This is a genomic window from Paenibacillus catalpae (genome assembly GCF_900112695.1).
Classification (GTDB): Bacteria; Bacillota; Bacilli; order Paenibacillales; family Paenibacillaceae; genus Pristimantibacillus; species Pristimantibacillus catalpae.
This window is the reverse complement of the sequence record NZ_FOMT01000004.1, coordinates 348,118-363,233: the sequence shown is the minus strand read 5'-3', so window position 1 is coordinate 363,233 and position 15,116 is coordinate 348,118. Positions and strand designations below refer to the sequence as shown.

At 48.6% G+C, this 15,116-nt stretch carries 16 protein-coding genes and 1 pseudogene; 13 read left to right on the top strand and 4 right to left on the bottom strand.

Annotated features, from left to right (window positions below; translation table 11 throughout):
- Positions 1-79: 79 nt before the first annotated feature.
- Positions 80-1,093 (bottom strand): zinc-dependent alcohol dehydrogenase family protein, encoded by a 1,014-nt coding sequence (locus BM200_RS19380; RefSeq protein ID WP_091188299.1) that lies wholly within the window; start codon positions 1,091-1,093, stop codon positions 80-82.
- A 117-nt stretch (positions 1,094-1,210) separates the two neighbouring features.
- Here BM200_RS19380 and BM200_RS19375 point away from each other — a divergent pair, with 117 nt between their 5' ends.
- On the top strand, positions 1,211-1,573 hold the full coding sequence (locus BM200_RS19375) for a winged helix-turn-helix transcriptional regulator (RefSeq protein ID WP_091188298.1): 363 nt from the start codon (positions 1,211-1,213) through the stop codon (positions 1,571-1,573).
- Between the two features lie 77 nt (positions 1,574-1,650).
- On the opposite strand, the gene BM200_RS19370 is transcribed toward BM200_RS19375, so the two are convergent.
- A complete protein-coding gene (locus BM200_RS19370; RefSeq protein ID WP_217649575.1) occupies positions 1,651-2,814 on the bottom strand; it encodes a GGDEF domain-containing protein in 1,164 nt (387 codons plus the stop codon).
- 264 nt (positions 2,815-3,078) lie between these two features.
- Here BM200_RS19370 and BM200_RS19365 point away from each other — a divergent pair, with 264 nt between their 5' ends.
- From BM200_RS19365 to BM200_RS19335, 7 genes are all read left to right on the top strand, one after another.
- A complete protein-coding gene (locus tag BM200_RS19365; RefSeq protein ID WP_091188296.1) occupies positions 3,079-3,366 on the top strand; it encodes a hypothetical protein in 288 nt (95 codons plus the stop codon).
- A 185-nt stretch (positions 3,367-3,551) separates the two neighbouring features.
- Entirely contained in the window at positions 3,552-5,081 is a 1,530-nt protein-coding gene (locus tag BM200_RS19360; RefSeq protein WP_175532929.1) for a helix-turn-helix domain-containing protein, read from the top strand.
- Between the two features lie 93 nt (positions 5,082-5,174).
- On the top strand, positions 5,175-6,128 hold the full coding sequence (locus tag BM200_RS19355; protein WP_091188294.1) for an ABC transporter permease: 954 nt from the start codon (positions 5,175-5,177) through the stop codon (positions 6,126-6,128).
- Positions 6,121-7,071, top strand: coding sequence for an iron chelate uptake ABC transporter family permease subunit (locus BM200_RS19350; RefSeq protein WP_091188293.1), 951 nt, complete (start codon positions 6,121-6,123; stop codon positions 7,069-7,071). Before BM200_RS19355 ends, BM200_RS19350 begins: the two co-directional genes overlap by 8 nt.
- Complete coding sequence (locus tag BM200_RS19345; RefSeq protein WP_091188292.1) at positions 7,068-7,826, top strand: iron ABC transporter ATP-binding protein; 759 nt, start codon at positions 7,068-7,070, stop codon at positions 7,824-7,826. The genes BM200_RS19350 and BM200_RS19345 overlap by 4 nt, the downstream gene beginning before the upstream one ends.
- Before the next feature lie 37 nt (positions 7,827-7,863).
- On the top strand, positions 7,864-8,886 hold the full coding sequence (locus BM200_RS19340) for a siderophore ABC transporter substrate-binding protein (protein WP_245773093.1): 1,023 nt from the start codon (positions 7,864-7,866) through the stop codon (positions 8,884-8,886).
- A 28-nt stretch (positions 8,887-8,914) separates the two neighbouring features.
- Complete coding sequence (locus tag BM200_RS19335) at positions 8,915-9,244, top strand: antibiotic biosynthesis monooxygenase (RefSeq protein ID WP_091188290.1); 330 nt, start codon at positions 8,915-8,917, stop codon at positions 9,242-9,244.
- Between the two features lie 30 nt (positions 9,245-9,274).
- Here the strand turns inward: BM200_RS19335 and BM200_RS19330 are convergent, their stop codons facing one another.
- On the bottom strand, positions 9,275-10,156 hold the full coding sequence (locus BM200_RS19330) for a LysR family transcriptional regulator (protein ID WP_091188289.1): 882 nt from the start codon (positions 10,154-10,156) through the stop codon (positions 9,275-9,277).
- A 110-nt stretch (positions 10,157-10,266) separates the two neighbouring features.
- Between BM200_RS19330 and BM200_RS19325 the strand changes: the two genes are divergently transcribed.
- The 5 genes and pseudogenes from BM200_RS19325 (at position 10,267) to BM200_RS19305 (ending at position 14,467) form a co-directional block, all read left to right on the top strand.
- Positions 10,267-11,544 carry an adenylosuccinate synthase gene (locus tag BM200_RS19325; RefSeq protein ID WP_091188288.1) on the top strand — a complete coding sequence of 426 codons (1,278 nt, stop codon included), beginning with the start codon at positions 10,267-10,269 and terminating at the stop codon, positions 11,542-11,544.
- Positions 11,545-11,573: 29 nt separating this feature from the next.
- Complete coding sequence (locus BM200_RS19320) at positions 11,574-11,894, top strand: luciferase domain-containing protein (protein ID WP_091188287.1); 321 nt, start codon at positions 11,574-11,576, stop codon at positions 11,892-11,894.
- Positions 11,895-11,970: 76 nt separating this feature from the next.
- Positions 11,971-12,147, top strand: a pseudogene (locus BM200_RS19315) (H-type small acid-soluble spore protein); the annotation flags it as partial.
- A gap of 160 nt (positions 12,148-12,307) precedes the next feature.
- Positions 12,308-13,219 carry a DMT family transporter gene (locus BM200_RS19310; RefSeq protein WP_091188285.1) on the top strand — a complete coding sequence of 304 codons (912 nt, stop codon included), beginning with the start codon at positions 12,308-12,310 and terminating at the stop codon, positions 13,217-13,219.
- 138 nt (positions 13,220-13,357) lie between these two features.
- A complete protein-coding gene (locus tag BM200_RS19305; RefSeq protein WP_091188284.1) occupies positions 13,358-14,467 on the top strand; it encodes a GTP pyrophosphokinase in 1,110 nt (369 codons plus the stop codon).
- A gap of 46 nt (positions 14,468-14,513) precedes the next feature.
- On the opposite strand, the gene BM200_RS19300 is transcribed toward BM200_RS19305, so the two are convergent.
- Entirely contained in the window at positions 14,514-15,059 is a 546-nt protein-coding gene (locus BM200_RS19300) for an HD domain-containing protein (RefSeq protein WP_091188283.1), read from the bottom strand.
- Positions 15,060-15,116: the final 57 nt, after the last annotated feature.

Below are 15,116 nucleotides of genomic sequence, written 5' to 3'. Positions count from 1 at the left end.
TTAAGGCAAGGGAACGAAATACACCGCGAGGTCCTTAGGGACGTTAACGGTGTATTTCCGCATGTCAGAATTCTATCTTTTAGAAAACAATGCTGATCTTCCCGAATGCAGATCCTTGCGACAGGTACCGGAATGCATCGAGGGACCTGGCGAATGGGAAGGTTCTATCGATGACAGGATGCAGGGCATGCTGCGCGATGGCGCGATTCATGCTTTCGAACATTTCCCGGCTGCCGACATTGATCGCTTGAAGCCTGGCTTTACGGATGATGGCGGGAACGATGGCGAAATCCTCAACCGCTGCTCCTGACAAAATGCCAACGATGCTGACCTGTCCGCCAACCTTCAGGGCGGATATCGAGCGATTCAGCGTAGAGGCGCCTCCCAGATCTACGATGTGGTCAGCTCCGCGGCCTTGGGTATAGGCAAGAACAGCCTGATCCCATTCAGGGTTTGTTCTGTAATTGATGCCGTAATCGGCCCCAAGCGCCCTCGCCCGTTCCAGCTTCTCATCGCTGCTGGATGTGATGATGACACGGGCACCTAGAAGCTTGGCGAACTGCAGAGCAAATAATGATACGCCGCCGGTTCCTTGCACAACAACGACGTCACCGGCCTTGACTTGTCCCTCCACCGCAATGGCATGCCATGCGGTAACACCCGCACAGGCCAAGGTTGCCGCTTCCTCATTCGTTAAATGTTCCGGAATACGGACGAGTCCTTCCTCCGGCAATACCACATACTCGGCAAGCATCCCGTCCAGCGGACTGCCCAGCGTGGATACCCAGTTCTCCTGTGCAGGCTCCCCAGATACCCAGCTTTGCGTGAAGATCCCGCTCACGCGTTCTCCGACTTGGAACTTCGCCGCGCCATCCCCTAAGGCTATAATCGTACCGACTCCATCCGAGACAGGGATAAGCGGCTCAGTCCGGTTGGGTTCGTAGAATCCGTCAATAACCCCCATATCACGTGAGTTCAGAGATACCGCTTGTATTTGAATCAGAACCTGACCGGGTCCAGGGGAAGGAACAGGGAGATCAACCTCTTTTACATTGTCCAGTCCAAATCCGCCATGCAGCACAAATGCTTTCATTTTCAGCACACTCCTTTGTAAAATATAGACATAATATAGCGCACGCCATAAAATTTAGTAACACGGCACTTTTAAGTGGATTACGAACGTTAAGGTGCGTACGAGGGAGGAACAGCAATGAGAAAGCTGCCGGATATATCTCTGGAATTGTGCAGGTACAGCCATGTGCTGGAGATTATCTCGAACAAGTGGACGGCACTGGCCATTTATGCGATGGAAGACGGAACCATTCGTTACGGGGAGATGAAGAGGCGCATTGAAGGCATTTCGCAGAAAATGTTAACCCAAACCTTGAAGCAATTGGAGCGGGATGGCGTAGCCAACCGCAAGCTTATCCCTTCGGTTCCGCCGATTACCGAATACTCGCTGACGCCGCTCGGGGAATCGCTTCTGCCCCTTATGAATATGCTTAAGCTCTGGGCTGTTGATCATTACGATGACGTGAAGAAGGCAAGAGATGAGTATGATGTCAGCCGTTAGACACAGGAAAGGCCGGGAATCTCCCAATGCGGGAGATTCCCGGCCTTTCGGGTTATTCGCCAAGCACAGGAGGAGTGTTACTGGCTGAACTGGCTTCGGAAGATGCTGTTTCTACCGTTTCTTTTGGCATTGTACAGTGCCTGATCACATCTCTTGTACATGGCTTCCAGAAGGGTGTGCTGATCGGGGACGACGGTGAGCACTCCAATGCTAACGGTATAGGAGACAGGCAGGCTGCTTGGAGCGGTTTCCAGCATGTTCTTGATGCGCTCGGCCAATGTACTTGATTCCAGCTCGTTTTTGCCAGGTAAAAGAATGCCAAACTCGTCCCCGCCATAACGCACAAACAGATCGTTCTCGCCTAATTGCTGCTTAATTCGATTCGTAACGTCCTTAAGCACGAGATCTCCTACATGATGGCCGTAGGTATCATTAATGTCCTTAAAGCAGTCGATATCAAACAGCAGATAGGATACGGCTTCTTTTTTCCTGGCGTAGCGATCGAGAGAAGCTTTGGCATTTGCAGTAAACATTCTCCGATTCAAAGTACCGGTCAGATCGTCATAACTGGCGTAATGCAGCAGCTCCTGATTGATCTTCTCCTTCCACAGCAGCAAAAATGCCATAATGCTTAATACCGTAAGCAGATAAACGGCCAGCAGATAAATCAATTGATAGATTCCCGGGGTGAAAAAGCTGACGGATGTATCGGTTAACAGTGCGGTTGCCCCTCGGAAGACATTGGCCGCAGCAACAAACAGATAGAAATACCCTATTACTTTCATTAACAAGGAAGAACCGCGAAGCAACCGGTATGCAGGTGCTTGAAGAAACGCAAGGACAAAGGAGCCGTATACGATCCGCAAATCCTCCTCGTTATGAATGAGGATGACTAGCTGAAACCCGATGATGCCAAGCCATATGCCCCATAGATACAGTTTCCTGAATCCTGCACGCCATTCGTTTCTTAAGCTTAACAAAGAGATGATTTCCAGGGACACTCCGACAAACATAAGCGAATTCGCAATGGAGATGGAGAGGAAATCGGGGATATCACCGCGTAATATGACGCAAAACCAAGAGACGGATTGCGCGAGTTTACCCAGAAAGAAGGTTCTGACCGTAAGAGCCCTGATCACATCACGCCAGTAGGCGCTTATTAGAATAAAGGTTAATAAATATCCTATTCCAAGAAAAAGGATAATGGTTGTAGAATCCAGCAGTATGCTTATAGTTGTCACCAGCCTGACGAGAAGAATATCCATTACTTGCAATTATATCAGGATGCAGGAAACGGTTGGAAGAAGCGATTTGCAAAAGATTAGGTCAACCCTCCTAGGTTCCGGGATTACCTCGTATTTTGGTTCTGCTGTTTGACGATTATGTAGGCTATTCGCCATGCGCTCTATTTTTATAGATATACAGGCTATTGAAGGAGACAACTTGCAAGCTCCTTGCATAAAATGAAAGCGTATCACAATCCTCTGATTCGGAGGTGATGAAAAGTGCTAGGATCATTTACACTTTGGATGGAAGTTGCAATGTGGGTCGTAATGGGTTCAATGGCTGCCAACTTATTGGTTGATTTGTTCAAAATGGTAACAGGAGGCAAATTCTCGACTGACTTCGTGTTAGGCTATCTGAAAGACATGGTTTACTATGTGCTCCCGCTGCTCCTTCTTGCAGGTCTTGCTGCAATGGATGTAACCGGCTGGCTAGTTCTGGTCGGCTATTACTTGGGCGCACTCGCTGTGCTCCTGAAGTATCTCATGGACTTGAAAGGTAAATTATAAAAAATCTTAGATGCAGCAGTCCGCCAGCCGACAGACAGGGCTGAGCATCTTCGGATATGATAGGCCGGGGCCTCCTTGGGGAGAACTCCGGCCTTTGTGCTTCTTCGGGCCCAATTAATCCCATTTCATTGACAATGAGAATGATTATCAACTAAAATAAAAGCATGTTAGGGGAGGTGCTGGGCATGACGCTTCGAGGGAATGGTCTGCATTATATTCGGACGGAAGCGATTGAACTTCCTCCGGGTAATGTGTTTAAGCAGCCGTCTGATGATTGGTTTCGGTTCATCGTCTGCCTGCAGGAAAAGCTGCAGATTAGTATAAACGGGAAGAGAAAATATAGTCTCAAAACAGGGGAGTTAACTTTCTTGCCAGCGGGCTGCTCTTACTTATTATCCGCAGGGATGGAAGTGAAAGCGGCGATTCTATCCTTTCAGGCCGGGGGCAGAGTGGCAGAGGCGCTTAAGGGACTGGCCCATCCGGTTATTTTCAGGCTGCCGCAAATTCGGAATTGGTTGCCTGAGCTTCAGCAGATTGACGAGAACAGTGAGCTTGCGGAGCACTGCAGAATGCAGTCGCATCTGTTTACCATCGTCTCGGCCTGCTTGAAGGCGGAAAAGACGGAGGAAGAGGAGAAGCCGGAGCTTGCCCGATTCGTCCTTCATATACGCCGGCGGATGCTGGAGCAGTTTGATTTGACCTTGGAGATGGAAAGCCTTGCGCGAAGCTCAGGCTCAAGCCGCTTCTACCGCGTATTCCGCGAGCATACGGGGCTTAGTCCCCATCAATTTCTGACGAAGGCGCGCCTCCAGGCGTCCCTGCGGCTTCTTGCCGATCCGGGTGTCTCCGTGACCAAAGCCGCCCACTCGGTTGGGTATAGCGATGAGTTCTATTTCAGCCGGCTGTTTAAGAAACGAATGGGGATAGCGCCAACGGAATATGCGGCGAAGGCAAGAACGAGGGCGGCAGTTCTCTGCGGTGTTTTTGCAGGAGACCTGGAAGCTTTGGGCATGACGCCATGCATCAGACTCAAGAAGAATTGGGATAAGGACATAGCGGGAAGAGAAGGGGTTATGGAGCAGCTTCGCCTTGCCAATCCGGAGGTGATCCTATCCGGACCGATACCGGAAGAACTGCGTCTTGCGTTGTCTGCGATAGCACCGGTGCGGGAGTACGACTGGCATCGTTATTCCTGGAAGAAGCGGCTCGCTCAGTTCGGGGAGCTGTTTGGTCTCTCGGGTATAGCGGAGCAATGGCTCTCCGACTTTGACAGCAAGAGCGCGAACGCCCGCGCCTTGTTACGGGAGCGTTGCGCAGACACTCCGTTTCTGCTTGTTGGCGTGCGGAAGGGGAATTTCAGGGTTTTTGGAACACAGGTCAAGAAGCTTGCCGATTTGCTCTATGATGAAATAGGTTTTCAAGCGCCGCCGGCTGCTTCCCGGATCGGCTTTATGGATGCCAAGACGCTTTGCGAGGTTGCGAAGCTGGAATGTGATCATGTTCTTTTCCTGATGGAATATCCCGCATCGGAGGAAGAATGCCGGCGTCTGGAGGAAGAGTGGGGGATGCTGAAGGCCGACGGGAGACCAAAGCACAGCTTCTGCATCCGGCTGGACGAGCCTTTCAACTACAATGCAACGATGCATGAAACGTTGCTTGAACAAATTGTTTATCATCTGCATACCGAGAACGAGGTCGTGCAGAAAAGTCCATGAGGGAACCGGAAAATCCATTCCGGTTTCTTTTTTTTGCCGCTAAAATGATGGAAGAAATGCAAATGAGAATCAATATCAAAGGAAGGGATTCGCTTGAAACTCCGTTATTTGTTTCCGGTGCTGCTCATTCTTTCTTTCACTTCTTTGTTTGTAGGCGTATCGGATATCCGTCCATGGGAGTTGTTCCAGCTGACGGAGGATCAGGCGGAGATCATGCGAATCAGCCGAATCCCGCGCCTGATCAGCATTATTATCGCGGGAGTAGGCATGAGCGTGATCGGCCTCATCATGCAGCAGCTGACAAGGAATAAGTTCGTCTCGCCAACGACGGCAGGCACAACCGATTCCGCGAGTCTCGGCGTCCTTATGGCGATGATTATAATTCCCGGCGCTTCACCGCTCGTCAAGATCGTCATCGCATTCGCGTTCGCTATGGCTGGCACGCTGGTGATGATCCGAATCATGGAACGGCTGCGCTACCGCGATCCGATACTCGTTGCCCTCGTCGGACTGATGTTCGGCAGTATAGTTGGCTCGGCGACGACATTTCTTGCACTCAAGTACAACTTGATGCAAAGCGTAGGCAGCTGGCTGAACGGGGATTTCTCGAGCATTCTGAAAGGCCGTTACGAGATGCTGTACATCAGCATCCCGCTGATCCTTCTGGCTTACTTGTTCGCGGACCGTTTCACGATTGCGGGGATGGGAGAATCATTCGCTGTTAACCTTGGCCTGAATTACCGGCAGGTCATGCGGATTGGTCTTGCCATTGTTGCGCTGGTGTCCGCTGTTATATTGCTGACCGTCGGATCCTTGCCTTTTCTTGGGCTCATCATACCGAATCTGGTCTCCTTGTATAAAGGCGATCATCTGCGAAGCAGTCTGGCGCATACGGCTCTGCTTGGCGCGATCTTTGTACTTGGCTGCGACATTCTCGGGCGAATCGTTATTTATCCGTTCGAGGTACCGATAGGTCTGGTTGTAGGCGTGCTGGGAAGCGGCATTTTCCTCTACCTGCTGCTTAGGAGGAGGGCTGCTCATGACTGACAAACGAAAGCTGCTGATCCTCGCCATCGTGGTGATTGCTCTGATAGCCGTATTTATGACGATCCATTCTTACGGCAACTGGGATTATATCCTGCCAAGGAGATCGAAGAAGATTGCAGCGATGCTGCTTACCGGAATGGCCATCTCCGTTTCGACCGTTGTATTCCAGACGTTGACGAACAATAAGATCCTGACGCCAAGCCTGATTGGGCTGGACTCTCTCTACCTGCTGCTTCAGACGGCTATCGTATTTATGCTGGGTGCCGATACTTTGACCGCGATGAGCAAAAACGTTCAGTTCTTCCTGTCGGCGGCCGTTATGATTCCGTTCTGCGGCGTGCTGTATAAGCTCCTGTTCCTGCGGAAGGACGGACGCGCGATCTATTTCCTGCTGCTGGTCGGCATCATCTGCGGCTCGTTTTTCTCGAGTATCTCGAGCTTTCTGCAGATGCTGCTGGATCCGAACGAATTCCTCGTTGTGCAGGACAAGATGTTCGCCAGCTTCAATAACGTGAACAGCGAGGTTATGGTTCTCGCAACGGCTATTGCGGTGCTGTCGGCTCTGTATTTCTGCAAGGATCTGAAGTATCTGGACGTGATGGCGCTGGGAAGGGAGCATGCGGTTAACCTGGGTGTTCCTTATGACCGGATTACGAAACGGCTGCTCGTCTTTGTCGCCCTGCTCGTATCCGTCTCTACTGCGCTTGTTGGTCCGATTACCTTCCTGGGCTTCCTGGTCTCGAATGTCGCTTATCGGCTCATGAGCTCGTTCCGCAGCGCAGTTGTCCTGCCGGCAGCTTCGCTGATCAGCTTTGCAGCACTTATTGGCGGGCAGCTGATCGCCGAGCGCGTCTTTACGTTCTCGACCTCGCTCAGCGTTATTCTGAATTTTGCCGGCGGCCTATACTTCTTATATTTGCTGCTGAAGGAGGAACGAACATGATTGAAGTCCGCGGGTTATCCAAACGTTACGGCGGCGGGCAAGGCATTCACGATATCTCGCTGACCATAGCCAAGGGAGCGGTAACCTCCTTTATAGGACCTAACGGGGCAGGCAAAAGTACGCTCTTATCCTTGATCAGCCGCCTCATCCCGATGGATGAGGGACAGGTGCAGATTGCCGGAGCAGATGTGAGCAAGGCGGACAGCCGCGGGCTTGCTCGGGTCATCTCGATTCTGAAGCAGTCCAATCAGCTGAACGTGAAGCTGAAGGTTGGCGAGCTCGTCGAATTCGGGCGGTTCCCTCACTCGTCCGGCAGGCTGAGCGCGGAGGACCATCGAAGCGTAGACGAGGCTATCCGCTACATGGAGCTCGAGGAGCTGCGCGGCAAATTCATTGATCAGCTCAGCGGCGGGCAGCGGCAGCGGGCTTTTATCGCCATGGTGCTTGCCCAGGATACCGACTACATTCTGCTCGATGAGCCGTTAAATAACCTCGATCTAAAGCATTCGGTACAGATGATGAAGGTGCTGCGCAGGCTGACGGACGAGCTTGGCAAGACGATTGTGCTTGTCCTTCATGACATTAACTTTGCGGCGGCGTATTCGGATTCGATCGTTGCGCTTAAGGAAGGCCGGGTTATTCGGCACGGGAGTGTGGATGACATGATGGATCCGGTTGTGCTCAAAGAGATTTACGACATCGACATTCCGGTGCATAACGTGGATGGCCGGAAGGTTTGCTTGTATTTTCGTTAATTAACTATATAAACAATCAATGAGGAGTGGTGTTCACGTGTTTAAAAAAATCGGTTCTTATGCTCTTGTGCTAGCCCTTTCCGTCACGGTTCTGTCCGCATGCGGAAGCAATAAGGAGGAGGCTTCGAACGCGAATGCGTCGGCATCGAATGCGCCTGCGTCCAATTCAGCAGGCGCTGCAACGAATTCGAATGCTGCGGGAGCAGAATCCGCTGCCCCAACGGAAGTGACAATCACGCATGAGCTGGGAACGGCAACGGTTAAAACAAACCCTGAGAAGGTCGTTGCTTTTGATTACGGCGCAATCGATACGCTCGATAAGCTGGGTGTAGAAATCGCGGCGCTGCCGAAAGGCTCTTTGCCAGGCTATCTGTCCAAGTACCAGGATGATAAATATACCGATGTCGGCACGTTGTTCGAGCCGGACTTCGAGAAGCTTGCCGCGCTGAAGCCGGATGTGATCTTTATCGGCGGACGTACGTCTGAGGCTTACGAAGAGCTGAACAAGATTGCCCCAACGATCCAAGTATCGTTAGACTACGCGAACTATGCGGAATCTTTTGCAAAAAATACGAATTGGTATGCCGAGATCTTCTCGAAGCAGGCGGAGACGGAAGCACTTGTTGCTGAGATTGAAGCGGCTAAAGCCGACCTGAAAACAAAAGCAGCAAATGCCGGGAAAGCCTTGGTCGTCCTGACAACTGGCGGCAAGATCAGCGCTTATGGTTCAGGCTCGCGCTTTGGTGTTATCCATGACGGCTACGGCTTTGTACCGGCGGATGACAAAATCGAATCCTCCACGCACGGCCAAAGTATCTCGAGCGAATACATTGCGGAGAAAAATCCGGACATCCTGTTTGTTGTTGACCGTGATGTAATTGCAGGCGGAGATGGAGCTAAACCGGCCAAAGAAGTAATCGAGAATGATCTTGTGAAGAAAACAAATGCTTATAAGAACGGCAAAATTATTTATCTGAGCCCGGATTTCTGGTACCTGTCGGGCGGCGGACTCCAGTCAGAGCTGGCAATGGTGAAGGAAGCGGCACAAGCGGTTCAATAATAGAAGTGTTTAAGGAGGAGACGATACCATGTTTGTTCAAATCAGAACAATGGTTGTAGAAAAGGGCAGCGGCGACAAGGTGGTTGAGCGTTTCAGCCAGCCGGGTATTCTGGACGAGAGAGAAGGACTTCTTGATGTCAGCGTCATGGTGAACAAGCGCACCAAGGATCACGACGAAGTCGTTGCGATGATCCGCTGGGAGTCGGAAGAGGCATGGAAAGCGTGGGAGAAAAGCCCGGAGCATATTCAAGGCCATCGGGAGAAGAAGAACAACACGCCGCCGGAGTATATGATCAGCACCACGGTCAATATGTATGAAGTGAAGGCGGTTCGTCCAGGCAAGGCATCGGTGAAATAAGGCGTAAAAGCTGGCTATGGTGCTTTTTTTCTATGGCAATAAGGAGAGGAATGATTTCGTAGCAGCGGATAAAGGGATTCCTCGTAAAGTTGCTATTCCGATATGGCGGCCGGGTAAGGGCTGAATGAGAGGGATTTCGAACAGGTCTCCTCGTTCTAGTTCTTCCAAGACATAATTACGGATGACCAGGGCTAAGCCAAATCCGCTTCTGGCGAATTGAACAAGAAGGTCCACGCTGCCAAGCTCGAATTCTGGTGTGAATGTAATCTCATGCGATGCAGCATAGTCATCCAGATAACGTCTCGTGTTGCTTCCTGCTTCAAGTAAGAGCAGCGGATTCTGACTTAATTGCTCTAAGGAAAGTGGTGGGCCACCCGCAAGGGATTGATAGCTTTTTCCCCCAACAAAACAGTCTCGAAGAGGCGTGCTTTCACGGATATCAATCTGTTTATCGATTACGGGCAAGCTGACGATACCAAAGTCAATCTTGCCTTCTTTAAGAAGTCCAAGCGTTTCAGGAGTCGTTCGATTCGTAACGCGGACACGGACGCCGGGATGCTGCTCATGGAATTGCTCCAGATAAGGGAGTAAATAATGCTTGCACAGCGTGTCGCTGGCTCCTATAGCAATTTCTCCGGTATTTAAATGATTCATTTCCGCTATTGCTTTTTCTCCGATCTGAACAGATTGGAGGGCTTGCTCGATATATTGGAGCAATACGGCACCTTCCGTGGTTAACGTAACTCCCTTTGGCGTTCGGAAGAATAGCTGTCCTCCAAGCGTGCCCTCCAGTTGTTTCACCGTGTGGCTCACTGCGGGTTGAGTAATGTGCAGCTGCTCGGCAGCTTTGGATAAACTTCCTGTCTTCGCAATCCAATAAAAGACGCGGTACCACTCCAGGTTCACTTCCATAGGTATTCCTCACATTTATATCAGATATTAGTTATATGAATTATTCTAATATACTTCCGTGGCTTTATCATTATTTTTGTAAGCGAATCGATAAAGCGGAGGTCATGATGATGACAGTAACGGCAATCGTAGGTGCAAATTGGGGAGACGAAGGAAAAGGGAAAATGACGGATGTATTAGCCGTACAGTCTTCCTATGTCGTACGTTTCCAAGGAGGGAGCAATGCAGGGCATACGATTATTAATGATTTTGGCAAGTTTGCGCTGCATATGCTTCCTTCGGGCGTATTCAATCCAAAAGTTACGAATATTATAGGGCCGGGCACAGCGCTGGATATTGGTGTTTTGTTAAATGAACTGAAAGCTTTATCGGCACGTGGAGTTCCAAGTCCTAAATTAATAATTTCCGACAGAGCCCAAATTGTATTGCCCGTACATCGGTTGTTCGATGAGCTTGAAGAAGAACGGCTTGGGAACAACAGCTTTGGTTCGACGAGACGCGGAATTGCCCCTTTTTATGCAGATAAGTATACAAAGCTTGGGATTCAGGCTGCCGATTTGCTTGATCCTGCCCGGTTACGCGATCGTATTGAGCGTATGCTTGAAACTAAAAATGTGCTTCTGCAGCATTATTATGGTCAGCCATCGATTCAGGTCGAAGATTGGATGCCTGAGCTGCTTGAGCAAGCCGAAATTTTAACACCGTATATAGGGGATACAACCTCATTACTTCGCAAGGCTTATCACGATGGAGACAACATTTTACTTGAGGGACAATTAGGGGCTCTTCGAGATCCGGATCATGGCATTTATCCGTTCACTACGTCATCCTCAACGCTTGCGGGCTATGCAACGGTTGGTGCCGGACTACCTCCGTATGCCATTCAGAATGTTATTGCGGTGACAAAAGCTTATTCCAGTTGTGTCGGAGCAGGGCCATTTGTGACTGAACTGCATGGGGTTGAAGGGGAGGAACTACGGAAACGGGGTGGAGATGCCGGGGAATACGGGGTGACAACGGGACGGCCGAGACGTGTGGGCTGGTTCGATTCCGTGGCAACCCGCTATGGCTGTCATTTGCAGGGAGCAACCTCCGTTGTATTAACTAACCTCGATGTCTTGGGTTATTTGGAGGAGATTCCTGTATGTATCGGCTACGAGACCGCTAACGGAATCATTGAACATTTCCCAGACACATCAAAGTTAGAAGGAATAAAACCCGTATATAAGCAAATGCCTGGCTGGATGTGTAATATTTCTGAAATTAAACGATATGATGAATTGCCGGCTGCAGCCAGACAATATATTTCATTCATGGAGTCTGAAATTGGAGTTTCAATCGAGGCTATATCCGTAGGACCAAGACGTGACCAGGTGATCAAGCGATAATTAGAACATTAGAATGAAGGGGGAGACCCATGGATAACAAAGCTGTTCTGACCGATGAATTGCTGTCCTGGTCTGGAGTGACGACCGGCCCTCACCGGTTCGGAGGGATTGAGTTTATGGTGAACGGCAAGGAGATCGGACATCTTCATGGAAATCAGCTCGTGGATCTGCTATTGCCGAAGGCTAAGCGGGATGAGGCGGTGAGCACCGGCAAAGCCAAGGTCCATCATATTTTGCCGGAGTCGGGCTGGGTTTCGGTTTATTTGATCAAGGAAGAAGACATTGCCCATGCCTTAGAACTGCTTCGGTATAACTATGAACGGTTGGTTACAGGGGAAGCAGATTCCTAACCGTACATTTGGATGCATATTCCAATCCCCCTCCGCTCATACTGTAATGAGTTTAAAAGCAGAGGAGGAATATGCATTGGATATTAATCGTGCCAAGGAAATTGCCGCTTCTCCGATTATGGAGGACGTGAAGTATAACGGGACTCAAGTCTACATTCAGCATGTGGATGAAGAAAAGGGCACAGCCCGCATTTATTCGCTTGCCGAGCCGGATCAAGAGATTGAAGTGCCGTTGCGCAGCTTAATCGAGCAATCGTCAACAATGGGGATGGAAGTGGATCAAGTCGCTTGCCGGGTATCAGATATGGATAGCGAAGGTTAACAGATAAAGCATAGCGGGTTACCGCTGTGCTTTATTTTTTGTATAATGGTCTTTTCAACAGTTAGTCAGCTAGTAGGAGAGAAGACAGAATATGGGACAACAATCGCAATTGAAATCCAGTTTATTTTTATTAATCGCGGCCTTTATATGGGGATTTGCTTTCGTGGCGCAGCGGCAAGGGATGGAGCACACGGGGCCGTTTACTTTTAATGCGGTGAGGTTCGTGCTTGGAGCTATTTCTCTCATTCCGCTGATCTGGATCATGGATCGCAAATCCGGCCAGACGAAGCAGCAGATTCGCACTTCCTTCCGGAGTGCCTCCGTCTATGGGCTTTGCACGGGGCTTATCTTATTTGCCGGCGCATCCTTGCAGCAAATCGGACTCTTATACACGACCGCGGGAAAAGCAGCCTTCGTTACGGGGCTCTATATTGTTATCGTGCCTTTCATCGGGTTGTTCCTGAAGCAGCGCCTTAGCTTGAACAGCGGCATAGGTGCCGTGCTGGCTGTCATCGGCCTGTATTTATTATGTATGACGGATAATATGACGTTGGGAAAAGGTGACTTGTACGAGCTTATAGGGGCATTATTCTGGTCCGCCCACATTCTGATGATCGACAGGTTTTCCCGCAGGACGGATGTGCTTAAGCTGTCGCTGGTGCAGATCGTAACCTGTTCGCTGCTAAGCTTTATTGTAGCTTTTTCTACGGAAAAGATTGAGCTATCCGGGCTGTACGATGCCATTATTCCGTTGCTGTACGGCGGGATTTGCTCGGTCGGCATTGCTTATACGCTTCAGATCGTTGGCCAAAAAAATGCGCATCCCACGCAGGCAGCCATTATTTTAAGCCTTGAGACGGTGTTTGCGGCAATTGGCGGCTTCCTGCTGCTCGACGAAGTGCTGGGCGTCCGCGGCGGATTCGGCTGCTTGTTTATGCTGGTGGGCATGATCGTGCCGCAGCTTCCTCCGCTTTGGCGGGCACGTGGAAAGGGAATAGTATAAAAGTCTAAGTGAAGAGGAGTGCGCTGGTCGCACTTCTCTTTTTTTAGTTTCTATACATAGGCCATATGTCATGGTATATTCAAGTAATAATTGGGATTTTATTCTTCTAGACTATCACGGATGAAGAAGGTTAACGAGATGAAGAAAAATATGGATGAAATTACGAAATGGTATGTAAAAAATAGACCTGTTTTTGAAAAATTAGCGGGGAAGTTAGAGTCAATTATACGAGAAGTACTTGACTCTGCTGATGTATCTTATTACACAGTTACCAGTAGAGCCAAAGAGATAGACAGTTTTATTAGCAAGGCTTCAGATAATAAATATAAGGATCCTATTAAAGAAATAAAGGATTTAGCTGGGGTAAGAGTGATTACTTTCGTAAAATCGGAAATAGATATCTGTTCAGAGATTATTCAACCGCTATTTGATATAGATCCAGAGCATAGCACGGATAAAAGTAAAGAGCTCGGAGATGACAAGGTCGGCTACAGGTCTCTGCATTATGTGGCTAAACTGACGGATGAGCGACTAAATCTCCCTGAGTACAAGATCTTTAAAGACCTTCAATTTGAAATTCAAATTAGAACAATTTTAGAACATGCGTGGGCGGATATTTCCCATACTAAGAACTATAAATTTAACGGAGTTTTGCCTCCTGATAACGATATCAAACGAAGATTTGCTTTAGCTGCCGCGACTCTTGAACTTGTTGACCGGGAATTTAATTCGATCTCACAAGAAATAAGCGAATATCAAAAAGAAGTTAAAGATAAAACAAGCAGGGATGAATTAGATATAGATATCAACTCTACTTCTTTAAGTAATTTTCTGTCTCTTAAATTTAAGGATTTTATTGAGGATTACCAGCTGGAGTCTCATTTTAATCAAGGTGATGCAAGAATTATAGAGGAACTTAATGCTTACGGAATTACAAGGTTATCCGAACTAAATGCATTAATCACGCGAAAATTAGAAGTATATCTACATTTTTCCACCAATTTCATTGGGCTCCTAAGACATATAATGATTATTAATGACGCTGAAAAGTATTTTAAACAAGCTTGGAATAAAAATTGGACAGGTATTGAAGAGGAGTATTTAGATTATTTGAAAAGTATTGATGTCAGTGATATAGAAAACATTCTGAAAAAGTATGGGGTTAAAATCTTTACGGATACGGATTTTTTTGAGGATGAAGATATTGAATTTGAATTAGAAGATTTTGAAGAAGATGAACCGGCCTAAGTTAAAAATAAAGAGTATGTCCTCCATGACATACTCTTAATTATGATTAACAAAAGAATTCATTCACTTCATAAATGAATTTAGCAAATAACGGATGCTGAGAGCCGTCTTTGGCTCTAGCAAAGGCAGAAGCCAAACCCTTATAATACCAGGCTTGCTCTTTCTCACCTCTTTTAAACCGAGACCAGAAAGAAGGGCCGAATGCTTCGTAATCTCGTTTCATGCTCCGCAGGTTATGTAGTTTGTCTGCGCAGGCAACCAGGCGAACTTCGAGCGGTGAAGAGGGAATGCTCTCGATAGTATGAGTCTTGCGTTCTTCCCAGCTTAATGATTTATCTGGTTCGGAGCAGGCCTTTACTATGGAAGTGACTTCAGGGCCAAACTGATCCGTAATTTGCTGCTCGGCAATATCAGTATCCTCAAGAACATCATGGAGTAGCGCGGCAATTATAGCCTTCTCGCTGCAGTTGTACGAGGATAAGAGCATGGCTACAGCAAACGGATGTGAAATATAAGGTGTATGTGTTCCTTTGCGGTACTGGGATTGATGGGCGGTTGCCGCAAATTCAATAGCAATGTCCACTAAGCTCATTAAATCAGCTCCTTTATTATGAATGATTAAGCGCAAAGAGATAAGTCGGGGGGATAA